This window comes from Vreelandella salicampi (assembly GCF_013415105.1).
GTDB classification, from domain to species: Bacteria; Pseudomonadota; Gammaproteobacteria; order Pseudomonadales; family Halomonadaceae; genus Vreelandella; species Vreelandella salicampi.
The window spans coordinates 50463-73396 of the sequence record NZ_JACCDF010000008.1 but is presented as its reverse complement, the minus strand read 5'-3'; the positions used below and the strand labels follow the sequence as shown (position 1 = coordinate 73396).

25 protein-coding genes are annotated in these 22934 nt (G+C 57.2%); 12 read left to right on the top strand and 13 right to left on the bottom strand.

Annotated elements, in window-relative coordinates; genetic code table 11:
* Positions 1 to 10: 10 nt before the first annotated feature.
* From aroQ to HZS81_RS10180, 9 genes are all read right to left on the bottom strand, one after another.
* Positions 11 to 451 carry a type II 3-dehydroquinate dehydratase gene (gene aroQ / locus HZS81_RS10220; protein WP_179930459.1) on the bottom strand — a complete coding sequence of 147 codons (441 nt, stop codon included), beginning with the start codon at positions 449 to 451 and terminating at the stop codon, positions 11 to 13.
* Between the two features lie 128 nt (positions 452 to 579).
* Positions 580 to 1221, bottom strand: coding sequence for a NapC/NirT family cytochrome c (locus HZS81_RS10215; RefSeq protein ID WP_179930458.1), 642 nt, complete (start codon positions 1219 to 1221; stop codon positions 580 to 582).
* Positions 1218 to 1709, bottom strand: a complete 492-nt coding sequence (locus HZS81_RS10210; protein WP_179930457.1) for a nitrate reductase cytochrome c-type subunit — start codon at positions 1707 to 1709, stop codon at positions 1218 to 1220. Before HZS81_RS10210 ends, HZS81_RS10215 begins: the two co-directional genes overlap by 4 nt.
* 20 nt (positions 1710 to 1729) lie before the next feature.
* Positions 1730 to 4234, bottom strand: coding sequence for a nitrate reductase catalytic subunit NapA (napA, locus tag HZS81_RS10205; protein WP_179930456.1), 2505 nt, complete (start codon positions 4232 to 4234; stop codon positions 1730 to 1732).
* A gap of 37 nt (positions 4235 to 4271) precedes the next feature.
* Positions 4272 to 4544: a chaperone NapD gene (locus tag HZS81_RS10200; RefSeq protein ID WP_179930455.1), complete on the bottom strand. Its 273-nt coding sequence runs from the start codon at positions 4542 to 4544 to the stop codon at positions 4272 to 4274.
* Positions 4545 to 4556: 12 nt separating this feature from the next.
* Positions 4557 to 5081: a ferredoxin-type protein NapF gene (gene napF, locus HZS81_RS10195; RefSeq protein ID WP_179930454.1), complete on the bottom strand. Its 525-nt coding sequence runs from the start codon at positions 5079 to 5081 to the stop codon at positions 4557 to 4559.
* Positions 5082 to 5221: 140 nt separating this feature from the next.
* Positions 5222 to 5404, bottom strand: a complete 183-nt coding sequence (gene napE / locus HZS81_RS10190) for a periplasmic nitrate reductase, NapE protein (protein ID WP_179930453.1) — start codon at positions 5402 to 5404, stop codon at positions 5222 to 5224.
* Positions 5405 to 5551: 147 nt separating this feature from the next.
* Positions 5552 to 5965 carry a fluoride efflux transporter CrcB gene (crcB, locus tag HZS81_RS10185; protein ID WP_179930452.1) on the bottom strand — a complete coding sequence of 138 codons (414 nt, stop codon included), beginning with the start codon at positions 5963 to 5965 and terminating at the stop codon, positions 5552 to 5554.
* A 4-nt stretch (positions 5966 to 5969) separates the two neighbouring features.
* Positions 5970 to 6383, bottom strand: coding sequence for a fluoride efflux transporter FluC (locus tag HZS81_RS10180; protein ID WP_179930451.1), 414 nt, complete (start codon positions 6381 to 6383; stop codon positions 5970 to 5972).
* Between the two features lie 30 nt (positions 6384 to 6413).
* On the opposite strand from HZS81_RS10180, the gene HZS81_RS10175 reads away from it, so the two are divergent.
* The gene (locus HZS81_RS10175) at positions 6414 to 7268 is read left to right on the top strand and encodes a DUF72 domain-containing protein (RefSeq protein ID WP_179930450.1); all 855 of its coding nucleotides are present in this window, start codon (positions 6414 to 6416) and stop codon (positions 7266 to 7268) included.
* Positions 7269 to 7460: 192 nt separating this feature from the next.
* Positions 7461 to 8804, top strand: coding sequence for a sodium-dependent transporter (locus HZS81_RS10170; protein ID WP_179930449.1), 1344 nt, complete (start codon positions 7461 to 7463; stop codon positions 8802 to 8804).
* Positions 8805 to 8900: 96 nt separating this feature from the next.
* Here HZS81_RS10170 and HZS81_RS10165 read toward each other — a convergent pair whose 3' ends face one another.
* On the bottom strand, positions 8901 to 9122 hold the full coding sequence (locus HZS81_RS10165) for a PA3496 family putative envelope integrity protein (protein ID WP_179930448.1): 222 nt from the start codon (positions 9120 to 9122) through the stop codon (positions 8901 to 8903).
* 267 nt (positions 9123 to 9389) lie between these two features.
* On the opposite strand from HZS81_RS10165, the gene hexR reads away from it, so the two are divergent.
* The 4 genes from hexR (at position 9390) to HZS81_RS10145 (ending at position 14266) form a co-directional block, all read left to right on the top strand.
* Positions 9390 to 10244: a transcriptional regulator HexR gene (gene hexR, locus HZS81_RS10160; RefSeq protein WP_179930447.1), complete on the top strand. Its 855-nt coding sequence runs from the start codon at positions 9390 to 9392 to the stop codon at positions 10242 to 10244.
* Between the two features lie 67 nt (positions 10245 to 10311).
* The gene (gene uvrD / locus HZS81_RS10155) at positions 10312 to 12510 is read left to right on the top strand and encodes a DNA helicase II (RefSeq protein WP_179930446.1); all 2199 of its coding nucleotides are present in this window, start codon (positions 10312 to 10314) and stop codon (positions 12508 to 12510) included.
* Between the two features lie 82 nt (positions 12511 to 12592).
* Complete coding sequence (locus HZS81_RS10150; protein ID WP_241697454.1) at positions 12593 to 13075, top strand: phosphate-starvation-inducible PsiE family protein; 483 nt, start codon at positions 12593 to 12595, stop codon at positions 13073 to 13075.
* Between the two features lie 102 nt (positions 13076 to 13177).
* Positions 13178 to 14266 carry a TRAP transporter substrate-binding protein gene (locus HZS81_RS10145; protein WP_179930445.1) on the top strand — a complete coding sequence of 363 codons (1089 nt, stop codon included), beginning with the start codon at positions 13178 to 13180 and terminating at the stop codon, positions 14264 to 14266.
* A 71-nt stretch (positions 14267 to 14337) separates the two neighbouring features.
* Here the strand turns inward: HZS81_RS10145 and HZS81_RS10140 are convergent, their stop codons facing one another.
* Positions 14338 to 14778: an acyl-CoA thioesterase gene (locus tag HZS81_RS10140; RefSeq protein ID WP_179930444.1), complete on the bottom strand. Its 441-nt coding sequence runs from the start codon at positions 14776 to 14778 to the stop codon at positions 14338 to 14340.
* A 166-nt stretch (positions 14779 to 14944) separates the two neighbouring features.
* Here HZS81_RS10140 and HZS81_RS10135 point away from each other — a divergent pair, with 166 nt between their 5' ends.
* From HZS81_RS10135 to cysZ, 6 genes are all read left to right on the top strand, one after another.
* Positions 14945 to 15865: a PstS family phosphate ABC transporter substrate-binding protein gene (locus HZS81_RS10135; protein WP_179930443.1), complete on the top strand. Its 921-nt coding sequence runs from the start codon at positions 14945 to 14947 to the stop codon at positions 15863 to 15865.
* Positions 15866 to 15952: 87 nt separating this feature from the next.
* Positions 15953 to 17089 carry an ABC transporter permease subunit gene (locus HZS81_RS10130; RefSeq protein ID WP_179930442.1) on the top strand — a complete coding sequence of 379 codons (1137 nt, stop codon included), beginning with the start codon at positions 15953 to 15955 and terminating at the stop codon, positions 17087 to 17089.
* Complete coding sequence (gene pstA / locus HZS81_RS10125; protein WP_179930441.1) at positions 17086 to 18459, top strand: phosphate ABC transporter permease PstA; 1374 nt, start codon at positions 17086 to 17088, stop codon at positions 18457 to 18459. The genes HZS81_RS10130 and pstA overlap by 4 nt, the downstream gene beginning before the upstream one ends.
* The gene (gene pstB, locus HZS81_RS10120; RefSeq protein ID WP_179930440.1) at positions 18453 to 19262 is read left to right on the top strand and encodes a phosphate ABC transporter ATP-binding protein PstB; all 810 of its coding nucleotides are present in this window, start codon (positions 18453 to 18455) and stop codon (positions 19260 to 19262) included. The genes pstA and pstB overlap by 7 nt, the downstream gene beginning before the upstream one ends.
* A 53-nt stretch (positions 19263 to 19315) precedes the next feature.
* On the top strand, positions 19316 to 20041 hold the full coding sequence (phoU, locus tag HZS81_RS10115) for a phosphate signaling complex protein PhoU (RefSeq protein WP_179930439.1): 726 nt from the start codon (positions 19316 to 19318) through the stop codon (positions 20039 to 20041).
* An 87-nt stretch (positions 20042 to 20128) separates the two neighbouring features.
* The gene (gene cysZ / locus HZS81_RS10110) at positions 20129 to 20869 is read left to right on the top strand and encodes a sulfate transporter CysZ (RefSeq protein WP_179930438.1); all 741 of its coding nucleotides are present in this window, start codon (positions 20129 to 20131) and stop codon (positions 20867 to 20869) included.
* Between the two features lie 15 nt (positions 20870 to 20884).
* Here the strand turns inward: cysZ and phoR are convergent, their stop codons facing one another.
* Positions 20885 to 22171, bottom strand: coding sequence for a phosphate regulon sensor histidine kinase PhoR (phoR, locus tag HZS81_RS10105; protein ID WP_179930437.1), 1287 nt, complete (start codon positions 22169 to 22171; stop codon positions 20885 to 20887).
* Positions 22172 to 22173: 2 nt separating this feature from the next.
* A complete protein-coding gene (gene phoB / locus HZS81_RS10100) occupies positions 22174 to 22860 on the bottom strand; it encodes a phosphate regulon transcriptional regulator PhoB (RefSeq protein ID WP_179930436.1) in 687 nt (228 codons plus the stop codon).
* Positions 22861 to 22934 lie beyond the last annotated feature (74 nt).

Below are 22934 nucleotides of genomic sequence, written 5' to 3'. Positions count from 1 at the left end.
CCCGCTTTTTTTAATTCGCCGCACGCATAATCGCCTCCAGCGCGGCGTGGTACCCCTGGGTGCCCAAGCCTGCGATCACCCCATCGGCGCGCAATGACACGTAGGAGTGGTGTCGAAACGCTTCACGCTGGTGAACGTTGGAGATATGCACTTCGATTACCTTGCCATCAAAGGCGTTAAGCGCATCCAAAATGGCTATGGAGGTGTGCGTATAGGCTGCCGGGTTGATAATAATCGCGCCGGTACCGTCATCACGCGCCGTATGGATGGCATCGATGAGCTCACCTTCGTGGTTGCTTTGGCGATAAACCAGCTCCCAACCGGCGAGCAGGGCTCGTTCGTGCAGGGCGTGGTTCACATCCTGCAACGTTTCATCGCCGTAGATTTCCGGCTGCCGCGTGCCCAAAAGGTTCAGATTCGGCCCATGTAACACCAAGATTTTTTGTTGCATCGGTTGCTCTCCTTTAACGTCCCACCATGATACAAAATTACGCCCACTCCAGCGCTCTGGATAAAAAAAACGGATCTTGAGTCTTCCCAAGATCCGTTTATCAGCGTCTGTTTACATCATGGCTAAGTTTAGGGATCATCCTCCAAGCTCGCCGCCCAAGAGACGATATCGTCCGAGGGGCGCAGGTTTGCTTCGTGGCCCGGCGGCATATCCGGTAGCTCGTGGGCAATGCCTTTGTGGCAGTCGATACAGGTTTCTTCCCCTGAAGCTAACGACGTGGAGTGAGAACGAGCAGCGCGCTCGCTCTGTTGGGTGAAGTCCATCGAGTCAAACTCGTGGCAGTTACGACACTCCAGCGAGTCGTTGGCCTCTAGTCGCTCCCATTCGCGCTGTGCGAGCTCCAGGCGCTTGGCTTCGAACTTCTCCTCGGTATCAATCGTGCCAAAAATCCAACCCCACACCTCTTTTGACGCCTCCATCTTGCGCGCCACTTTGTCGGTCCAGTCGTGCGGCACGTGGCAATCCGAGCAAATCGCGCGCACGCCGGAACGGTTGGTGTAGTGGATGGTCGACTTAAGCTCCTCTAGGGGCTGCTGCATCTCATGGCAGGAGACGCAAAACTGCTCCGTGTTGGTCGCCTCCATCGCGGTATTAAAGCCACCCCAAAAGATGATTCCGGCGATAAAGCCACCTAGGGTCAAAAAACCCAGGCTGTAGTGAACACTCGGCCGAGTGAAAATGTGCCAATAACGGGCGAGAAATCGCTTCATGGCTCACCTCCCTCACGTTCACGAATCGCCTCTGTCAGCACTTCATCCACGGTGCGGAACTGATTTTCCACCAACGGCTTGGCGTCGGTTTGCGGCACGTGACACTGGGTGCAGAAGTAACGATCCGGCGAGACGGCGGCCAGCACCTGCTTATGGCGATCCATAAAGTGGGTGATGCTCACCATCGGTGCCCCGGCGTCCACCGCGTCCTCGCGGCTGTGGCAGGTCAAGCAGCGGTTGCTGCGCTTGTCGACCTGGTAGTCGCGAATCGTATGCGGAATTACCGGCGGCTGTTCGGGATAGTTCAGCACTTCGCGCCCGGCTTGCTTGGGCTGGCCGGCGATGGGATCGGCCGACAATGTTTGGCTGGCGGTGCCGCCTGCGCGTAGGCCATCCGGCGCGGCCGGGTCTTGGCGTTCCTGTGCTGCCGCACTGCCTGCAACCAGTACAAAGAAAACACTAAGCAGGGAAACCATTAACCGTTTCATCACAAGGCTCCTTATGGCGCTTACGCCAAGTTGACAAGTTCAAGACGCACAGCGCACTTCTTGAAATCGGTTTGCTTAGAGATCGGGTCGGTCGCATCCAGTGTGACTTTATTGATCAGGTGCGACGCATCGAAAAACGGCACGTAAACCATCCCTTGGGGCGGTTTCACGCGACCGCGGGTTTCAACGCGCAAACGCACCTCGCCACGGCGGCTGGCGACGTTGATTTCGCTCCCGCGGCGAAAGCCTTGCTTGCGGGCATCGTCTGGGTGCATATATGCCAGCGCCGCCGGCACCGCTTTATGCAACTCCGGCACGCGTCGCGTCATGGAGCCTGTGTGCCAGTGCTCCAGCACACGGCCTGTGCAGAGCCAGAAGGGGAATTCGTCATCCGGCACTTCTGCGGGCGGCTCATGCGGCAGCGCAAAAATCAGCGCACGGTTATCCGGCTTGCCGTAGAACTGCACGCCCGTTCCCTCTTCGACGTAGGGGTCACGCCCCTCGCGATAACGCCATAGGGTCTCCTCGCCATCGACAACCGGCCAGCGCAGCCCGCGGGTTTCGTGATACACATCGAAGTTCGCCAGATCTTTGCCTTTACCGCGTCCAAAGCGGGCGTACTCTTCGAACAACCCCTTCTGGATGTAGAAGCCAAAATCCTCCGATTCGTGGTTGTTATAGCCCTCGGAAATATCGGAAAGCGGGTATTGATCCACCTGGCCATTAGCGAACAGCACCTCAAACAGTGTTTTATCGCGCATCTCAGGGGCTTTGTTGAGCTGCTCCTCGGGCCACACCTCATCAACGCGTATGCGCTTAGAGAGTTCTACCGTTTGCCATAGATCGGAGCGCGCCTCACCCGGGGCCGGCACTAGCTCGTGGAAGAACTGCGTGCGCCGCTCGGAGTTACCAAACGCACCCTCTTTTTCCACCCAGCCGGCAGTAGGCAGAATGAGATCGGCGTTTTGTGCCGAGACAGTGGGGTAAATATCCGAAACGATGACGAATGACTCTGGGTTGCGCCAGCCGGGTAAAATCTCCTGCATGGAGTTGGGGCCGGCCTGGACGTTGTTGGTCACCTGCGTCCAGTAAACCTTCAAATCGCCATCTTTTAAGCGCCGGCTCTGCTCCACGGCGTGAAAGCCCACTTTGGCGGGAATCGTGCCTTCCGGCAGTTTCCAGATCTCTTCAGCTTTTTTACGGTGATCGGGGTTCATCACCACCATATCGGCGGGCAAGCGGTGGGCGAAGGTGCCGACCTCACGCGCTGTTCCGCAGGCGGAGGGTTGACCAGTCAGCGAGAAGGGGCTGTTGCCAGGCTCCGAAATTTTGCCGGTCAAAAGGTGGAGGTTGTAAATCAGGTTATTCACCCACACGCCCCGGGTGTGCTGGTTGACGCCCATGGTCCAGAACGTCATCACCTTCTTGTCGGGGTCAGCGTATAGCTCGGCAAGCGCTTGCAGGCGGCTCTCCGATACGCCGGATTCACGTGCCGCACGCTCTAGCGTATAAGGTTTGACGTACTCGGCGAACTCGTCAAACGACATCTCCGACCAGCTATTGGCATTATCCGCATTGGCGGCCGCCTGCTGCAGCGGGTGCTCATCGCGCAACCCGTAGCCAATATCCTCGGTACCGCGGGCAAAATTAACGTGGCGATCCACGAAGTCTCGGTTCACACGGTCGGTTTGAATAATATGATTGGCGATGTAGTTAAGAATGGGGATATCCGCATGGGGGCTCATCACCATGGGTATATCGGCCAAATCAAAACTTCTGTGCTCAAAGGTCGAGAGCACGGCGACTTGAGTATCCGGGAAAGAGAGTCGGCGGTCGGTCACCCGTGTCCAAAGAACCGGGTGCATCTCCGCCATATTGGAGCCCCAAAGCACAAAGGCGTCGGCGTGCTCAATATCGTCGTAGACGCCCATCGGTTCGTCCGAACCGAATGTGCGAATAAAACCGAACACCGCAGACGCCATGCAGTGGCGCGCGTTAGGGTCGATATTGTTGGTGCGAAACCCGCCCTTGAAAAGCTTGCTTGAGGCGTAGCCTTCCCAAATGGTCCACTGGCCTGAGCCAAACATGCCCACGCTATCCGGGCCGTGGTCACGAATGGCGGTTTTAAACTTATCGGCCATGATATCGAGCGCTTCGTCCCACGAAACCGGCTCAAAATTGCCATTTTTGTCATAAACGCCGTTGCTTTTGCGCAATAGCGGCTGGGTCAAACGGTCTTCGCCGTACAAAATCTTGGACAGAAAGTAGCCTTTGACGCAGTTGAGGCCACGGTTGACCTCCGACTGATTATCCCCATGGGTGGCGACGATTTTATCGTCGTAGGTTCCCACCATCACGCTGCAGCCAACCCCGCAAAAGCGGCACGGGGCTTTGTTCCAGTTAAGCTGCGTTAGCTCGGAATTCGTAATCAAATTACTCGCGCCGGCGGGGATACTCATCCCCGCCGTTGCCGCCGCAGCCGCCGCCGCGTTGGCTTTAACAAACTCTCGACGTGTTAGCTTCATGGCTCTCCCCCTTTTTCCTTTTTTTTGTCTTGAGTCGCTAGTCTTGTGGCTCATCAGCGGTGTCTGCCGCTAACACCTCGTGGTACACCAGCGCCGCATCCAAAACCCCTGGCTGCTCGCGTACCGTATCCATCAGTCGCAGCAGCATTTTTTCATTGCTGTTTTCGGCGACAACGACGAGCTTTCCCGCTTCGTCTTCGCCTCGGATGTCGCAATTGGGCTGCTCGGCCAACCACTGCGCCGTCGCGGCCAGTGCATCAGGCTTTACGTGAACAATAAAACTCACGATATGCAGCGAGTTATCCAGCATAAGCGTTTCCCTTTATGTTCCTGCTGGGTGCAGGTTAACCATGGTGATCGCGTCATTCGGACAGGCGGGCTGGCAAGCCCCGCAGCCGGTGCAGCGCTCGCTATCCAGTACCGGTGTGGGCGGCTTACCGCCCGCTACCAGCGGAAACGCGATCGCTCGCCATTCGCAAGCATCCTGGCAGCTCTGGCAGTGGATCCCGCCAAGCGCCAAGCAGTGCGGCGCAATCTCGGCGCGCCAGGGAAAAGCGGCGGCATTGACCGCGCCGCTTTTAGGCGGCAAAAGCGCCTCGGGCTCGCACACCTCGGCGCATTCACCGCACAACGTGCAGCCATCCTGGGCAAAGGAGATTTCGGGATACCCCCCACCGCCACGCACTAACACTTTCTCAGGGCACTGTGTAATACAGGCGTCGCAACGCGTACACACCGTAAGAAAATCATCCCGTGCCCAAGGTGGGCGTTTAACATTCGCTTTACCCGTTAAAGAGCGAAACAATTGGCGCCGCTGATTGTTATGTCCGTGGTTATGCAAGCGCATACCAACGCTCCTTAAACGTGCGTTCAAAATAGTGGAATGATAATAAATCCGCTTTAGTGACTGTTTATTGAGTTCGTGTTATTCGTCACTTTATGTTTAACGCACCGTCATAAAACGGCGGTACGGATACGTATTCCCGTTTATGCCGGTGGCCCAGGCGGGCCGGCAAACATTTGAAATATCCACACGGCAAAGCCGTAACCGCCCACTACGCCGACGGCCAAGATAGGAAAGAGCAGAATAATGATAAATAAGAAGAGTTTTAATTCTTTCGCTTTAAGTGATTTATTATCATTCGCCATACCGCTATTGCTGTCCGACATTTTTTCTCCCCCTGATGACAAAACTCCACTTTTATGCGGAAGCGGCTAATTAAATAGCATGCCTGTGGTTATTTGACGCAGCTTAAGCCTTAAAGCTGACTTAATCCTTAACTTAGATCAACCTTCTGGTATTCGCGAGGGTCAGGCTTACGTTTTTGACGCACTAAGGCGTTGCCCGATATAGGCCGCGATCAACCAACCGCTAACGCTTAGTAATACATAAAGCAGCGCCAACACTGCCTGATTCCGCTGCCATAGCAGCAGCGCTTCTAAGCTAAAAAGCGAAAAGGTGGTAAAACCGCCGCAAAAACCGGCAAGCCAAAAGTGGTGCCAGCGGGAAACGTGGCCTTGAGGATGTTGGCGGGCCTGAGTCGCGAGCCAGGCGATGAGCCCCGAGCCGATCACATTGACGGCGAGCGTCGCCCAGGGAAAAAGCGGCCCCAACGTTTGCAGGGCACCCATCCCGATCACATAGCGCAACCCGGCGCCGAGCGCTCCGCCAAGGCCGACGGCGGCATAGGTTTTGAGTGTATTTTTGTTACCTTTGTTACGGGCTGTCATAGCGTTACCCCAGCACCTGCATGAACATATCGCTCGTCGCAGAGCCCGTTACATAGCCCAAGGCTACTAAGGCAATACCGCCCGCCACACTGGTTAGCAGATAGCCCGCTGACGCTTGCCGACGCGTTTGCTGCCACAGCGTGAGCGTTTGTAGGCTCAACGACGACACCGTGGAGTAGCCACCTAGAAGCCCCACTGCGGCGATCCCCCACCCTAAGCCATCGAGCGACACTGTAAACGCTTGCCAAGCGCCAAATGCAGCGCCAAGCAAAAACGCCGCCGATAAATTCACCGTAAGCGTACCCCAAGGAAAGCGCGTGCCCGCGCGGCGCGAAACCACATTACCCACCCACAGGCGTAGCATGGCACCTGCAGCCCCGCCGAACATCACACCAATCAAGCCTGTCACTGTTAACATGCTATTTCTCCAACATTAGATTCCCACGCCATGACTCCACCGCTCTACCTAGGCCTGCCGATGTGGGCAAACCTTGATTGGCAAGGCACCCTCTACCCGCCCCATGCCAAAAACGAGCTGCTGCGCGACTATGCTGCCGTTTTTTCCAGCGTGGAAGGTAACACTACGTTTTATAGTGGAGCCCCGAACGCCGCAACGGTCAGCGCCTGGGCAAGGCAAGTACCCGACACGTTTCGCTTTTGTTTTAAACTGCCGGCTTACATGACTCACGAGCAACGCTTGAGTCGCCTAGACGCAGCGTGGGCCTTTTTAGACGCGCTCACCCCGCTACATTCCCGACTCGGCCCGACTATGGTGCAACTGCCGCGTGATTTTGGCCCTCGCGAGTTACCCAAACTAGAAGCATTGCTCGCTGCCTGGCCCGCCCATTTACCCTGCGCAGTGGAAGTCCGCCACCCGGAATTTTTCCACAAGGGGAGCGCCGAGCGCGACCTCAACCAATTGTTGATAACTTTCCATGCTAACCGTGTGATGCTAGATGTACGCCCCCTTTTTTCCACGCCGCCCCAAGGCTACCCAGGCCTTGCACACGCTCAGCAAGAAAAGCCGAAACTCCCGCTACACGTGCTTTCCACGGCAGATCAGCCAGTAATTCGTTACATTGGGCATCTTGACAAACAGATTAACAGCGGCTATTTCGAGCCGTGGAAAAAGAAGCTAAGCCTGTGGATAAATCAGGGGAAAACCCCTTTCTTATTTGTGCATACTGCGGATAATCGCCGCTCGCCGGAGCTGGCCCGCCACCTATATCAACAGCTTGCTGAGTGCACCCCCCTATCCGAGCTCGCTGCGTTTGCAGCGGTAAAGCAAGCCCCGCTGTTTTAACGCCTTTATCAGCTAACCCGACTGGCATGCGCGCGTTTGATCAGATAAATTGCCCTTACTTTCGGAAAATGCTGGCAATTCGACATACGAATGCGGCTATCTTTAGCTGTTTTCGTACGTCACATTCCGAAACGGTGCATTAATGCATCAACAAAACAAAGTACTACAACGTAACCCAATAACAGGTGATGTATGGCAAAACTTGCGCATGCGCAATGGTCATCGAAGATGGCATTTGTGCTCGCGGCTGCGGGTTCCGCAGTCGGCTTAGGGAATATTTGGCGCTTCTCTTACCTTGTCGGTGAGAGCGGCGGGGCAGCATTCGTTCTCGTTTACCTCGCTTGCGTGGCGCTGGTGGGCGTGCCGATTTTGATCTCCGAGTGGATGATAGGCCGTCGCGGGCAGAAAAACCCCATCGACAGCATGGCGGAGATCGCCGAAAAGAGCGGCAAAACGAAAGCCTGGGCGCTGGTGGGTTTCAGCGGCATGCTGGCAGGGTTCTTGATCCTGTCGTTTTATAGCGTGATCGGCGGCTGGTCGCTCAACTACACCTTAAGCGCGGTGACTGGCGCCTTTAACGGCCAGGATGCGGACAGTATCAGTGCGATCTTTACCGGCATGCTGGCAAGCCCCGGTACGCTGCTTTTGTGGCACTCGGCCTTTATGCTGCTGGTCATTGGCATTGTCGCCCGCGGCGTTACCAAGGGCCTGGAAAGCGCGGTTCGCGCCATGATGCCGGCGCTTGTGGTCCTGATGCTGATTTTGGTCGGCTATGGCATGACCACCGGCCACTTCGGCGAAACGCTCGCTTTCATGTTCAGCCCTGACTGGGGCGCACTGGATGGCGGCGTGGTATTGGCAGCCATGGGGCAAGCGTTCTTCACGCTCTCGCTGGGTATGGGCATTATGATGGCCTACGGCTCTTACCTGGGCGAAGACGTCAACCTACTCAGTACAGCGCGTACGGTGATTATTCTCGATACGGCGATTGCATTGCTTGCCGGTCTTGCGATCTTCCCCATCGTGTTTGCCAACGGCTTAGATGCCGGAGAAGGCCCAGGGCTGATCTTTATCACGCTACCCAATGCCTTTGGCAGCATGACCGGCGGTGTGATTCTCGGCCTGATGTTCTTCTTGTTGCTTACCTTTGCCGCGCTCACCTCGGCGATTTCGCTGCTGGAGCCGACGGTCGAGATGCTAGAAGAACGTACGTCGCTACCGCGTGTTACAGCCACGATCGTCAGCGGTGTTGCCGTTTGGCTACTGGGTATCGCGGCACTGCTATCGTTTAACGCTTGGTCCGAGTTTTTGATCTTCGGGCTCAATATCTTCGACCTTCTAGATACCTTCACCGCGAAGATCCTGCTGCCGCTGACTGGCTTGGGCGCCGTCGTCTTTGTTGCTTGGCGCTTGGATCGTAAGAGCGTGGAAGAAGAGCTTAGACTCTCTGCCACCGGGCTTAGCGTGTGGAATATCATCGCGCGCGTGATCGCACCCATTGGGGTTATCGCAGTATTTGTCACCGGCTTTATGTAAAAACCGGCGCTACCACGATAACCCCGCCGCCCTGCCACAATGGCAGGGCGTTTTTATTTGGCGAACCGCGCGGCCGCTTAGCGCGGGATTTCAGCTTTAGTGCAGTTCGTGCTCGATGGGTTCGTCATCGTGCTCGGGCAAATCCGCAATCTCTTGCGAGAGTTTTTGAAACTCGCGGTGCAGCTCGATGCCACGGCGGGCACGCAGGTTGCGTTGTGCGCACGCGCGCTTACGCTGGGTATGTTTATCGACTTCCATGCTCATAAAAATATCGAGCAGTTCGCTTTTAACCGAGGTGACTCGTTCGACATTTCGCATAATCGACGCTCCTTCGGGCGGCTGTTGTGAACAGCGGATCATATCCACAGTGACGTTTCCCGCCTGTTTGCATCCCGCTTTCCCGCGATGATGCAGTGCGGCACTGCTATTTTTACTATACCGCAGTTGACAAAATGATGAAGGCCGCGACAAAAAACCGTCCACGCCTTTTAAACGCACCGCCCGACACAAACGCGAGACTGCCCATTTTGCCCGTGACTCAGGCATACTATTGCCTCGCACGCATCAATAACGAAGGAGCTGAACGTGAGCCGCGCCCTGTTCGATGAAATGAGACGCCGCATGGAGCACTTTCGCCGCTCCGAGCAAAAAGTGGCGCGCTTTGTGCTGCGCAATCCTGAAGAAGTGATCCACATGCGCATCGTGGACCTGGCCACTGAAGCCAAGGTAAGCGAGCCCACCGTGGTGCGTTTTTGCCGTGCGCTAGGTTGCAACGGCTTTCAGGATTTCAAGCTCCAGTTGGCGCAGATGCTCGCGACCGGTACCCAGTTTGCACAGTTCTCGATGAACGATAGCGACTCGGTCGCCGAGTTCTCCCACAGCATTTTCGATTCCACCGTCGGCACGCTGCTCTCGGTGCGCGACCGTTTGGATAACAACGCCCTAGGACGAGCGGTCAATGCACTGGCGATGGCCAACCGGGTGGAGTTTTACGGCTTTGGCGCCTCCGGTGCGGTAGCGTTTGACGCCCAGCACAAGTTCTTTCGCCTGCAAATTTCCACCTCCGCCTACGCCGACCCGCACATGCAAAACATGTCGGCGGTGACACTCAAAGAGGGCGACGTCGTGGTGGCGATCTCGCAGACCGGCCGCACCAAGGCGCTGGTCGCCAGCGTGCGCCTGGCCCGCGAAGCTGGGGCCACGGTCATTGGCTTATGCCCCAGCGACTCGCCGCTGTCCCATGAAGTGAGCCTGCCGCTATATATCGATGTTCACGAAGACACCGAAATCTACACCCCGATGAGTTCACGGATTGCTCACCTGGTGCTGGTGGATGTGCTGGCGGTAGGCGTCGCCAAAACCCGCGGCCCCAAGCTTGCCGAGCAGCTCAAAGCGGTGAAAAAGAGCCTCAACCCGCTGCGCTTTCCCGAAGAGGGCTAACGACGCCTATGGTTAGCGTCTCTGTGGTAGACTGAGCGACCATTTTTCGACCCCGGCAGCGGCTTTTATGGATGACGTCACGGCGATTCTTGATCAGCTCAACGGCGATCAGCGCGAAGCGGTAAGCGCCCCGCAAGGCAACCTATTGGTGCTGGCGGGCGCCGGCTCCGGCAAGACTCGCGTACTGGTTCACCGCATCGCCTGGCTGATGCAGGCCGAAGGGCTCTCGCCCTACGCGCTCCTGGCGGTTACGTTTACCAACAAGGCCGCGCGCGAAATGCGCACCCGCTTAGAGGCTCTGCTCGGCATTTCGCTGCGCCACGTCTGGGTCGGCACCTTTCACTCAATCGCCCATCGGCTCTTACGCACCCACTGGCAGGACGCCCGGCTACCCCAGCACTTTCAGATCATCGACTCCGACGACCAATTGCGCTTGGTCAAACGCCTGCTGAAAGACTTCTCCATCGACGATGAGCGCTTTCCGCCGCGCCAAGTGCAGGGGTTTATCTCCGGCTGCAAAGAAGAAGGGCTGCGCCCGCATCAGGTCGATGTTGCTGGCGATGCCTACATGGGGCAGATGGTCGAGCTTTACGAGCGCTACCAGCTGACCTGCGACCGCGGCGGGCTGGTCGATTTCGGCGAGCTTCTGCTCAGAAGCCTGGAGCTTTTGCGCGACAACCCGGCCCTGCTCGCCCACTACCGTGCGCGCTTTGGCCACGTGCTGGTCGACGAGTTTCAGGACACCAACACCCTGCAGTACGCCTGGCTGAAGCTGATCACCGGCATGGAAATTCCCATGACCGTGGTCGGCGACGATGATCAATCAATCTACGGCTGGCGCGGCGCTAAAGTGGAAAACATCCGCCGCTTCGAGCAAGAATTTCCCCAGGTCAAAACCGTGCGCTTGGAGCAGAACTACCGCTCCACCAGCGCGATTTTGGAAGCCGCCAACACGCTGATTAGCCACAACAGCGAACGGATGGGCAAAAACCTGTGGACCGAAGGCGCCGAGGGCGCGCCGATTTCGGTTTACGCCGGATTTAACGATCTCGAAGAAGCGCGCTTTATCGTCGATACCATCAAGGAGAAAGTCGACGAAGGCTTTAACCGCCGCGATATGGCGATTCTCTACCGTTCCAACGCTCAATCACGGCTACTCGAAGAGACGCTGATTCGCCAGGGCATGCCCTACCGTATCTACGGCGGCCATCGCTTCTACGAGCGTTTGGAGATCAAAAACGCCCTGGCCTATCTGCGGCTGTTGCTCAATCGCGACGACGACGCCTCGCTGGAGCGGGTGATCAACGTGCCCACCCGCGGCATCGGCACGCGCACGGTGGAAATACTCCGTCAGCACGCCCGCGAGCACAGTGTCTCGCTATGGCAGGCGCTCCACGACACCGCCCAAGGCGGCACGCTCAAAGGCCGCGCCGCCAATGCCGTGCAAGCGTTTGCCAACCTTATCGAGCAGCTCGATAACGACGCCGCTGGGCTTTCGCTGCATGAAATTATCGATCACGTCATCGCCCGCACCGGCTTGATTGAGCACCATCAAAGCGAAAAGGGCGAGAAAGGCCAAGCGCGGGTGGAAAACTTAGAAGAGCTCATCAACGCCGCTCGCGCCTTTACCCAGGGCGATGTATTCGACGCCCCAGAGGCCGGCGAGGGCATGGCCGCGCTGGAGGCGTTTCTCTCCGAAGCCGCGCTCAACGCGGGCGACCACGAAGCCGAAGCGTTCGAGGACAGCGTGCAGCTGATGACCCTGCACTCGGCTAAAGGATTGGAATTCCCGGTGGTATTTATCGCCGGCGTCGAGGAAGGGCTGTTTCCGCACAAGATGTCGCTGGAGGAACCGGGGCGCTTGGAGGAAGAGCGTCGACTTTGCTACGTCGGCGTCACCCGCGCGATGCAAAAGCTTTACCTCACCCACGCCGAAACCCGGCGCCTGCACGGTAAGGAAGTCTTCCCTCGCCCTTCGCGCTTTTTGCGCGAATTGCCACCGCATCTGTTGGAGGAGGTACGCCTGCGTGGCCAGGTGTCGCGGCCGGTCACCGCAACGCGCCCAAGCTTTGCGCAACAGCGCGTGGAAGGCAACGACGACTTACCTAGTCTACACGTCGGCCAAATGGTGGAGCATCCGGTATTCGGCGAGGGGATCATTCTCAACGCCGAGGGCGAAGGCGCCCGTGCACGCGTGCAGGTAAGCTTTGAAGGCGAAGGCGTTAAATGGCTGGTGTTAGGGTTTGCTAAGCTGACACCGCTGTAGACAGCACACCCTCACGTGCCACTAGTGACGCACTCAAAATGACCACTACATACACCGTTACGCGATTCGCCGTAGAGAGGGCATGATGAAGCAACGATTAAAACGCCTATTTCCAGAAGTGTGTAACGGTTGGAGCGAGCTGAGTGGCTACCATCGCTTTGAACGCTTGGTCTCGCTGGTGCTTTCCTTTGCCATTGCCGGTGCCGTACTGGTTGCCATGTACTATCTGGTGATTCATGTGGTGCAGCTTTTGTTCATCGAAAGCCGCGACCCGTTCGACTACCGCGTGTTCCAAGCCCTGTTCGACATGATTCTCACCGTGCTTATTGCGATGGAATTCAACAATTCCATCATCCGCACAATGACCAGCGGGAAAGGCTTTATTCACGTCGAAATCGTGGTCCTGATTGCCATTATGGCGTTGGTGCGCAAGTTCATGGTGCTGGATATGGAAGTCATCGATCCTTGGCAAATTGGCGCACTAGCTGCGGCGGTGTTGGCGTTGGGGGGCTGCTATTGGCTGGTGCGTCATGCCAATCGCATGAAAGATGCCTCCGGTGAGTAATTAGAAAGCTTGCGAGCAAAAAACGCTTTAACGCATACTGGCTTACGGACACTGCGCTTTTGCGCTTACATAAAAAACATACTGTTCGGAGTTTTGCTCATTATGCAACGCCGCCACTTTTTGAAAACCGCCGGCCTGGGTGCTGCCGGTGTCGCCGCCGCCCCGTTTATTTCCACCGCCAAGGCACAAGAGACCATCACCTGGAACATGGTCACCTCGTGGCCGAAAAACTTTCCCGCGCTGGGGACTGGCGCCAACGAATTTGCTCAGCGCATTGAAACGCTCTCCGGCGGACGCATGCGCGTGCGCGTTCATGGCGCGGGCGAGCTGGTCCCAGCGCTCGAAGTTTTCGATGCCGTATCCGCGGGCACGGCGGAAATGGGCCATTCGGCCTCTTACTATTGGCGCGGCAAGGTCGCGGCGTCGCAGTTTTTTACCGCCGTGCCTTTCGGTATGACGACTCAAGAAACCAACGCCTGGCTGTATTACGGCGGCGGTCAAGAACTCTGGGATGAAGTGTACGCCAAGCACAACCTCAAGCCCTTCCCAGTAGGAAACACTACGACACAACCCGGCGGCTGGTTTAAAAAAGAGATCAACTCACTGGATGACCTGCAGGGCGTTAAACTGCGCCTACCAGGGCTCGCGGGCGAGGCGATGAACCGCATCGGTGTGACGACCGTTAACATGCCCGGTAGTGAAATTTTCACCGCCATGCAAACCGGCTCACTGGATGCGGCCGACTGGGTAAGCCCTTATAACGATTTGGCTTTCGGCCTGCACCAAGTGGCGGATTACTACTATACCTCAGCGTGGAACGAGCCAAGTGCCATACTCGAAGGCACCGTCAACCTAGACGCTTGGAATGCCCTGCCCGACGATTTGAAAGCTGTGGTTACTGAAGCCGCCCGTGCCTCTAATCTTTCAATGATCAGCGAGTTCACCTTTCGCAACGCGCAGGCGCTGGAGACGCTGGTTAACGAGCACGACGTTAAGCTTCGCGCCTTCCCGGAAGACGTGATGCAAGCACTTTATGAAGCCTCCAACGAAGTGATCCGCGAGCAAACCGAAAACGATGCCGACTCCAAGAAAGTGTACGATTCTTACCGCGCTTTCCAGGACACGGTACGTCCCTCGACGGACAGCGGCTTATTCACCTACCTAAAAGCCCGCGCAAACGTTGGTGCCTAAACGCACTGTTGACGCTTTACGCCACCGGGTTACGGCTACCCTCCCCGGTGGGGTGCTAGGTTCAAGGCCGCTTAACAATCGCTACCATGTACGGCGCGAATGCGGCCGTTATCATCGAGCGCCACCATCACAAAATACGCTTCGGTGACTTTTTGCCGTTCATTTAGGCTTTGACCATGGGGCGGACGCACCCAGACTTCGACCTTGATCTTAATCGAGCTGTGGCCGATCTCACGCACGTGTGTGTAAACACTCACCATCGACCCAACACGCACCGGGCTGAGAAAATCCATCGCCTCAATCGCCACCGTCGCGGTACGGCCGCCAGCTTCACGACCGGCCGCCAGCTCGGCGGCTTGATCCATCTGATTGACCAGCCAGCCACCGGAAATATCGCCGTAAAGGTTGGTATCCTGGCGCGAAGCCAATAGCTTAAGCGTTAGTTGGCCCGTGGGGGTGGGGATGTCATCCACTTCGTTATGCAAAAGAGCCTCGTTATTTGAAAGAGTCATAATCGCGTCGCTTCTTGTGTTTATTGTTGTGAAATAGGAAAGCTGAGTTTTTACGTTTTATCCACAGCAAAATCATTGCTGCGTCGCAATAATTTGCTGCAGTTAACCATAAGAGGATGCGCGTTTGAATAGTAGCGTTTTATCTTTACGCCGTAGAGCAGCGCTCATGTGGCTTTTCCTCCTGCTGGCGCTGGCGTTCACACGCACCGATGCCCAGGCGTCGCCGGTGGGCGGCACCTTAGGGGCTGTCGGCTCTGACACCATGGCAGGCTTAGTGTTGCGCTGGGGTGAGGCGCTAAAGCAGCGCCACCCTGAGGTTACGATTCAATTCCAAGCCGCCGGTTCAGCCAATGCGCCGCCGGCGCTCATCGCTGGCACCGCCCGACTAGGCCCAATGTCACGCCAGATGACGCCTGACGAAAAACAGGCGTTTACTAAGCGCTATGGTTACCCCCCGCGGGAGCTAAAAGTCGCCCGCGACGCGCTGGCGGTGATTGTCCATCGCCATAATCCACTCAAAACATTATCGCAGCGCCAAGTGGATGCCATTTTCTCGACCTCCCGTGAGTGCGGTGCCAGCGCCCCTATCACGCATTGGGAAGCGCTTTTGGACCCGACTGAGTGGCCGTTTCGTCATATTGTCCTGCATGGTCGTAACACCGCCTCGGGCACCCACGAGCTCTTTCAGCAACGCGCGCTTTGCGGCGGCGAATTTCGCCGCGATATCAGCGAGCACCCCGGCAACTCGCCAGTGGTCGCTGCGGTAGGCGAATCCCCCGGCGCCATGGGCTACGTAGGCTATTCGCATTTAAACGCACAAGTGAAAGCCTTGAGTATTTTTGACGATGACGGCAATACCATCGCGCCCAGCGAAGAGGCCATTCAAACCGGGGCCTACCCGTTATCACGCTATTTATACCTCTACGTTAACGCCCCGCCCGGTGAACCATTGCCGCCAGCTGAGCGAGACTTATTAGCGCTGATATTTTCACCCGAAGGGCAGAGAATTGCCCGTGCTGCCGGCTTTGTGCCACTGTCAGAGACAGTACGCCAGCAGCAAGCGCGCTGGCAGCTACTGTCACGATAATGTCACAAACATGTCTTACGCTAAGCGACTCTCAGGAGATAGCGCCATGCGCGATGTTCACACTCCCTACAGCCTTATTCCACTGCCATGACCCCGCCATCTCGGCCCACATATTCAGCGCTTACGAGTTCTACAGACCCGGGGCGCCAACGGCTCGACCGTCTCGCAACGGCGTCCATCACGGTGGGCGCATTTGCCGTTTTGGCCGCGATTTTGGCCATCGGCATTTTTTTACTCTGGGAAAGCCTCCCCCTGCTTTCCTTGGCGGGGACCTTTACCCTAGAAACGCTCTCGCCGTTAGCCTGGGGCACCTTAAAGGCTGCCCTGGCGGCGATGTTATTGGCCTTGCCCATCGCCCTAGGCGCGGCGATTTATACCGCGCTTTACATGCCGCCGCGGCTGCGCAGTCGTGTAAAGCCCGTACTGGAAATGATGGAGGCGATACCCGGTGTCGTGGTGGGTTTTATCGCCGGGTTGATCTTAGCCCCATGGGTTGAGCGTCATTTAGCCAGCACGCTGGTTTTGCTGGTGTGGCTGCCGCTAAGCACGCTCCTGGCTGGGGTGTTATGGCATAGCGCGCGACAGTCTCTGCGCAAGCGCTTACCGTTCAGCTGGGCGGGGCTATGGCTTACGCCCTGGCTCATCGCGATGACATTCATCGCGCTCTGGGCGACGCCTGGCGTCGAGCACGTGCTGATCGGCGGCGATCTTCGCCAGTGGCTGGATCAGCAGTTGGGGGTTAATTACGCCACGCGCAACGCCATGATTGTCGGCATGGCCATGGGGTTTGCCGTGATTCCTAGCATTTTTGCATTGGCCGAAGACGCTCTTGCCGATGTGCCCACCTCGCTGCTTGAAGGCGCGCAAGCGCTCGGCGCCACCCGCTGGCAAGCGTTGTGGAAAGTCGCCCTGCCGGCGGCCGGGCCTGGGATTTTTTCGGCGGTGATGATCGGCGCCGGCCGTGCCGTCGGCGAAACCATGATCGTGCTGATGGCCAGCGGCAACACTGCCATTTTCAGCACTAGTCCGTTTGAAGGCATGCGCTCCATCGCCGCCGCCATTGCCATTGAACTCCCTGAATCCACCCCCGACAGTAGCACCTACCACGTGCTGATTTTTGCCGCGCTGGTGCTGTTTTTGTTTACCTTTTTGGTCAATACCCTGGCCGAAGTGGTGCGTTTACGGCTGCGTACTCGCCTAAGCCGCATGGGAGATAGAGGATGAGCCGCCTGTGGCCCTGGCTATGCGCTGCAAGTGTTGCCCTCTCACTTTTGATGCTTGCCGCGCTGCTGACACTGCTGCTAACACGTGGCCTGGGCCACTTTTGGCCGGCGACGTTGGAAAGCGTCACGCTGGACTCGGGCGAGATCATCGCCGGCGAGGCGGTGCGTGAAACGCCGCTGCCGCATCGCGACGGCGAAGAGCAGCTTTACTTCACCGGCAACCGCGACCTGGATGGTAACCGTTGGCGCTGGGTGGCGATTGACCACATCGCCGAGCGCGGCGCGCCACGCACGCTCGTGCGTTTGGAGCGTAGCCCCTGGGGGGATTTTATCGGCTACCTCTCTGCCTTTGAGTCAGCGAGCGAACGCCTAGAAGGCGATGCCGCCTGGCACGCCTTGACGGCAGCGCTTGCCCACCCGACCCGCGAGCGCCCGAGTGCCACGCTCGTGCTGCAAAGCGCTGCCGGGGAGATGCTACGCCAGCCACTCAATGAGATTTACCGCGCCCATCGCCCTAACGCCATGTCGTGGTGGGAAAAAACACGCTACTGGTCTCAAGGCGTATGGCAGTTCTTGAGCGAGGGGCCACGTGCTGCGAATACCGGCGGTGGCGTCTGGCCGGCTATTTTTGGCACCGTGCTGATGGTGATGGTGATGTCGGTGATCGTCATGCCATTTGGCGTGCTAGCCGCGATTTACTTAAACGAAATCGCTCATCAGGGCCGCCTTACTCGGCTTGTGCGCATTGGTGTGCGCAACCTGGCGGGCGTGCCGTCGATTGTTTATGGTGTATTCGGTTTGGGCGTATTTGTGTACGGCATCGGTAGCTCGCTGGACGCCTGGTTTTTTAGCGATTCGCTGCCTTCGCCCACCTTTGGCACCGGCGGGCTTTTATGGGCGTCGCTGACGCTGGCGTTGTTAACCCTGCCGGTCGTGATTGTCGCCACCGAAGAGGGGCTAGCGCGCATCCCCGACGCCCAGCGCGAAGGTGCCGTCGCCCTCGGTGCAACACGCCTTGAAATGCTGACGCGCGTAGTGCTGCCCATGGCCGCCCCGGCGATGCTCACCGCGGTGATTCTAGCGGTCGCCCGCGCGGCGGGTGAAGTCGCACCGCTGATGCTCGTGGGCGTGGCAAAACTGGCACCGCAAATGCCGGTGGATGACGAGTTCCCCTATTTACACGTCGAACGCAAATTTATGCACCTGGGCTATCATCTCTTTGATACAGCCTTTCACGGCGAAGATATGCAGACCGCTATCCCGTTGGTCTACGCTACCGCCTTGCTGTTAGTCGTTATTGTGCTGGTGCTTAATCTAACTGCCATATTTCTGCGTCATCATTTACGTCATCAACGGGGACAGTCATGTTAGCGCCGCCACACGCTTTAAATGCCGCTTACCTGACGCACTTTAGCGCAGAGCAAAGCTGCCTCAATATTGAGCACTTTAGCCTCGCTTACGCGGGGAAAACCGCGTTGCGTGAGTTAACGCTTAGCGTGCCGCGCCACCGGGTAACGGCGTTTATCGGCCCCTCAGGGTGTGGCAAGTCGACACTTTTACGCGCTATCAACCGGTTGCACGATTTAAACGAAAGCGCCACTCACAGCGGCCGTATCGCCTTTGAAGGTGAGGATATTTATGCCGATGACATGCATGTGTCTGAACTGCGCCGGCGTATAGGCATGGTGTTTCAAACGCCGAATCCGTTTCCGATGTCGATTTATGAAAACGTCGCCTTCGGGCTGCGTTTGCAAAAACGCATGTCTAAGCGTAAACGCGACGACATCATTGAGTGGGCGCTCACTTCGGCGGCACTCTGGGATGAGGTCAAGGATCGCTTACACAAATCCGCGTGGCAGCTTTCCGGCGGGCAACAGCAGCGCCTCGTGATTGCTCGCACGCTCGCCGTTCAACCCGACATTTTACTGCTTGATGAACCCGCATCAGCACTTGACCCTATTTCAACGCTAAAAATCGAGGAGCTGATTCGTAACTTAAAATCTCAGCTAACCTTAATACTGGTTACCCACAATATGCAGCAGGCCGCGCGCGTGTCGGATTACACCGCGTTCTTACACGACGGCAAACTCATTGAATACGGCCCGACGGACCAAGTCTTCACCAACCCGCACTTACAGCGGACAGAAGATTACATTACCGGCCGAATGATATGACACCACGGCAGACAACCCCCTATACCCCCGAGCACCACGATAAGGAGCATTCCATGGATATCACCAGCGACAGCCATAGCCAACATATCTCTCGCCAGTTCAACCAAGAACTGGAAGAGCTAAAAACCCACCTTATGGCCATGGGCGGCCTGGTGGAAAAGCAGGTGAACGACGCCGTTATCTCGCTGCTTGAAGGCGACACCAAGCTTGCCATCAAGGTGCGCGACAGCGACCGCGAGGTTAATGATCTGCAGCTTCAGATCGACGACGAATGTACCCGCGTGCTGGCCCGCCGCCAACCCGCCGCCTCTGACCTCCGTCTGGTCGTCGCCGTCATCCGCGCCTCGTCGGATCTTGAGCGTATTGGGGATGAAGCGAGCAAGATCGCGCGCAACGCCATTACCTTAAGCGAGAGTGGCGCGGCCGTGCGCGGCTTGGTGGAAGTGCGCCACATCAGCGAGCACGTGCGTAAAATGCTGCGCGACGCGCTGACCTCCTTTGCCCGTTTTGACACCAACCTGGCCATTGAAGTCGTGCGCGAAGATGAACTGGTCGACGACGAGTACAGCAGCGCCATGCGCTCGCTGGTTACCTTTATGGCCGAAGATGCCCGCTCCATTTCACCGGTACTTAGCGTGATGTGGGTTCTGCGTGCACTAGAGAGGGTCGGTGACCACGCTGACAACCTCGCCGAGCACGTGGTGTATTTGGTCAAAGGGCTCGATATTCGTCACCAAAACCATGAAACGCTCGACCAGCAAATGGAGCAGAGCAGATAACCCGCATGACACTATTGCCATTAATGTCATGTCGCGTATCTTATGGGCCGCTTTGCGGCCCATTTTGTTGCCAGGAATACGCCCTCTATGCTGAACGCCTTTACCGCCATCGCCCAGGGCACCCGCTGGGTCTACCGCCCCGGCATGCGGCGCTATATATTTTTACCCATTGTGGTCAATTTTCTCGTCTACGCGACGCTCCTAAGCGTGGTGTGGCAACGCTTTGAAGGGTGGCTTGGCTACTGGATGAGCTTGGTACCCAGCTGGTTAGATTGGCTTGCCTGGCTGATTTGGCCGCTATTTTTCTTATGCTTGGTTGCCGTGGTGTTTTTTACCTTCACCGTGGTGACGAACTTGATTGCCGCACCGTTTTACGGCTTTCTTGCTGCTAAGGTGGAGGTCAACGCCACCGGGCGTGAGCCACTCGACGACCGTGGTCTAGCGAAAACCGCGATTGATGCCTTAGGGCGTGAACTGGTTAAGCTCGGCTATATTTTGCCGCGCGCTATGTTGCTGTTTGTCATCAGCTGGATTCCGGGCTTGAACCTTTTTGCCCCGCTTTTGTGGGCGCTTTTTTCCGCCTGGGTGGCCGCCATTACCTACTTGGACTACCCCATGGATAACAACAAGGTCACTTTTGCCGATATGCGCCGACGCCTCTCTAGCCGCTGGTGGCATAGCGTAAGCTACGGCGGGCTGGTGACGTTGATTACCTGGATACCGCTGGCGAACCTGTTCTTACTCCCTGGTGCAGTGGCTGGCGCGGTATTGATGTGGGATGCCCACTACCGCACAGAACCCACGCCAAGCGGCGCTATCGTGCGTTAAAGCGCCGGTTAGGGATTAGCAGGCAAGTCGCTCTTTTGGGAACACGCAGCGAAACCGGGCGCCTTCCCCGGGGTGGGAGTCAATCGCGAGCTGCGCGTCGTGGCGCAGCAGCACGTGCTTGACGATCGCAAGCCCGAGCCCGGTGCCGCCGGTCGCAGTACTACGCCCTTTATCCACGCGATAAAAGCGCTCGGTGAGGCGTGGAAGATGCACCGGATCAATCCCTTCACCATCATCTTCTACTTCGATGTAAGCGTCACGCTCACCCATTTGCCAGCGCAGCGTAATGTGGCTATCGGGTGGCGTGTAACGCACGGCATTGAACACAAGGTTAGAGATCGCGCTGCGTAACTCTTGCTCGCTACCGCTAAGCTTGGCATCGCTCGCTATGTCGACATCAATGGTTTGCTGGCCTTTTGACAACGCCAGTGCGTCTTCGCGCACGCCTTCCAATAACGCCGCTACGTCGATTGGTTGGTGATCTTCACCGCCCTGATCGATCTCCAGGCGCGAGAGCAGCAACAGGTCGTTGACCAAGTTCTGCATCCGCGTGGTCTGCGCCTGCATCTGCTCAATACCACGGCCCAACCGCGGCGGCAGCTGTTCCGCTAAGTCGCTATAGGTTTCTAAGTAGCCGGAAATTACCGTCAGCGGTGTGCGCAGCTCATGCGAGACATTGGCCACGAAGTCGCGGCGCATCTGCTCTAAGCGATGCAAACGGGTAATGTCGCGGGCCATCACCAATCGCTCATCGTCGCCGTATAAGGTAATTTGATACTGCAGAATGCGCCGTTCGTCGATGGGTGAGGAGAGTGTTAGCGGCTCACTGTAATCGCGGGAATTGAAGTAGCTGATAAAGCGCGGGTCGCGTAGAAAGTTGGTGATGTGCTGACCGCGGTCAAGTTCGATTTTTAGCCCTAACATCTTAGCGGCGGCGCTGTTCCACCACTCCAAATCCCCATGCCGGTCGAGCATCACCACGCTATCGCGCATGGCTTCTGAGGATTCTTGAATCCTGGCGAGCGTCGCACGCAGTCGATTTTGTGTGAGGCGTTGGCTTTTTTGGTAGCGGTAAAGGCGGTCAAAAAGTTCGCCCCAAAGCCCAGGGGCGGCTGGCGGCTCATCGTGGGGGGAGCGCGTCAGCCAGCGGTAAAGCGCGCGCAGGTGATAAAGGTGATACCCGAGGCAAACGCCAAGGCCAACGGCCCACCCCAAACCCGGCACACCTAAAATCGCCCCCAGCGCCGCGCCCACGACCGAGAGCCACACTAGACGCCAAATTTCACGGCTCCACAGGCGCACGGTTACCCTCGCGCGGAGAAGCGGTAGCCTGTGCCGCGTACCGTTTGAATGAGCCGGTTATGCTCACCCAGCGCTTTACGCAGCCGGCGAATATGCACGTCCACGGTACGCTCTTCGACATAGACATTGCCGCCCCAGACTTGGTCAAGTAACTGGCCACGCGTGTAGGCGCGTTCTTGGTGGGTCATGAAAAACTGCAATAACCGGTACTCGGTAGGCCCCATATCGACCGATTTACCGTAGGAACTCACACGGTGGCTAGCAGGATCAAGCAGTAGCCCTTCAATTTCAATGGGATCTTCCACGCCGCGCGGTGTGGTTCGGCGCAGTACGGCCTTGAGCCGTGCGACCAGCTCACGAGGGGAAAACGGCTTGGTAATATAATCATCGGCGCCGGCTTCCAAGCCCTGGATTTTATTGTCCTCTTCGCCTTTGGCGGTGAGCATAATAATCGGCAACTCAGCGGTGGTTTCTTCACGTTTTAGGCGCCTGGCTAGCTCAATGCCGCTAGTGCCCGGCATCATCCAGTCAAGCAGCAAAAGATCGGGCTGGTGATCTACCACCATCGAGTGAGCATCCTGGGCGTTATCCGCTTCGAGTACGTGATAGTCAGCCATTTCCAGTGCTACCGCGATCATTTCACGAATCGGCGCCTCATCATCGACGATCAAAACGGTCTTGGCGGTCATTCCAGAGCCTCACGGTGCTTAAGACGAAAAAGTTCAACAAGACATTTCTATGACGATCACACCATGACTTGATG

Excerpts from the sequence above, each read along its gene's own strand:
- HZS81_RS10140 (WP_179930444.1), bottom strand. The coding sequence starts at position 14,778 with ATGACTCTTTCAAATAACGAGGCTCTTTTGCATAACGAAGTGGATGAC.
- napF (WP_179930454.1), bottom strand. The coding sequence starts at position 5,081 with ATGCGCTTGCATAACCACGGACATAACAATCAGCGGCGCCAATTGTTT.
- HZS81_RS10135 (WP_179930443.1), top strand. The coding sequence starts at position 14,945 with ATGTGGCTTTTCCTCCTGCTGGCGCTGGCGTTCACACGCACCGATGCC.
- pstA (WP_179930441.1), top strand. The coding sequence starts at position 17,086 with ATGAGCCGCCTGTGGCCCTGGCTATGCGCTGCAAGTGTTGCCCTCTCA.
- cysZ (WP_179930438.1), top strand. The coding sequence starts at position 20,129 with ATGCTGAACGCCTTTACCGCCATCGCCCAGGGCACCCGCTGGGTCTAC.
- HZS81_RS10150 (WP_241697454.1), top strand. The coding sequence starts at position 12,593 with ATGATGAAGCAACGATTAAAACGCCTATTTCCAGAAGTGTGTAACGGT.
- HZS81_RS10170 (WP_179930449.1), top strand. The coding sequence starts at position 7,461 with ATGGCAAAACTTGCGCATGCGCAATGGTCATCGAAGATGGCATTTGTG.
- napE (WP_179930453.1), bottom strand. The coding sequence starts at position 5,404 with ATGTCGGACAGCAATAGCGGTATGGCGAATGATAATAAATCACTTAAA.
- uvrD (WP_179930446.1), top strand. The coding sequence starts at position 10,312 with ATGGATGACGTCACGGCGATTCTTGATCAGCTCAACGGCGATCAGCGC.
- crcB (WP_179930452.1), bottom strand. The coding sequence starts at position 5,965 with ATGACAGCCCGTAACAAAGGTAACAAAAATACACTCAAAACCTATGCC.
- napA (WP_179930456.1), bottom strand. The coding sequence starts at position 4,234 with ATGAAGCTAACACGTCGAGAGTTTGTTAAAGCCAACGCGGCGGCGGCT.
- HZS81_RS10175 (WP_179930450.1), top strand. The coding sequence starts at position 6,414 with ATGACTCCACCGCTCTACCTAGGCCTGCCGATGTGGGCAAACCTTGAT.
- HZS81_RS10130 (WP_179930442.1), top strand. The coding sequence starts at position 15,953 with ATGACCCCGCCATCTCGGCCCACATATTCAGCGCTTACGAGTTCTACA.
- HZS81_RS10200 (WP_179930455.1), bottom strand. The coding sequence starts at position 4,544 with ATGCTGGATAACTCGCTGCATATCGTGAGTTTTATTGTTCACGTAAAG.
- HZS81_RS10215 (WP_179930458.1), bottom strand. The coding sequence starts at position 1,221 with ATGAAGCGATTTCTCGCCCGTTATTGGCACATTTTCACTCGGCCGAGT.
- phoB (WP_179930436.1), bottom strand. The coding sequence starts at position 22,860 with ATGACCGCCAAGACCGTTTTGATCGTCGATGATGAGGCGCCGATTCGT.
- HZS81_RS10165 (WP_179930448.1), bottom strand. The coding sequence starts at position 9,122 with ATGCGAAATGTCGAACGAGTCACCTCGGTTAAAAGCGAACTGCTCGAT.
- phoU (WP_179930439.1), top strand. The coding sequence starts at position 19,316 with ATGGATATCACCAGCGACAGCCATAGCCAACATATCTCTCGCCAGTTC.
- HZS81_RS10145 (WP_179930445.1), top strand. The coding sequence starts at position 13,178 with ATGCAACGCCGCCACTTTTTGAAAACCGCCGGCCTGGGTGCTGCCGGT.
- aroQ (WP_179930459.1), bottom strand. The coding sequence starts at position 451 with ATGCAACAAAAAATCTTGGTGTTACATGGGCCGAATCTGAACCTTTTG.
- pstB (WP_179930440.1), top strand. The coding sequence starts at position 18,453 with ATGTTAGCGCCGCCACACGCTTTAAATGCCGCTTACCTGACGCACTTT.
- HZS81_RS10180 (WP_179930451.1), bottom strand. The coding sequence starts at position 6,383 with ATGTTAACAGTGACAGGCTTGATTGGTGTGATGTTCGGCGGGGCTGCA.
- HZS81_RS10210 (WP_179930457.1), bottom strand. The coding sequence starts at position 1,709 with ATGAAACGGTTAATGGTTTCCCTGCTTAGTGTTTTCTTTGTACTGGTT.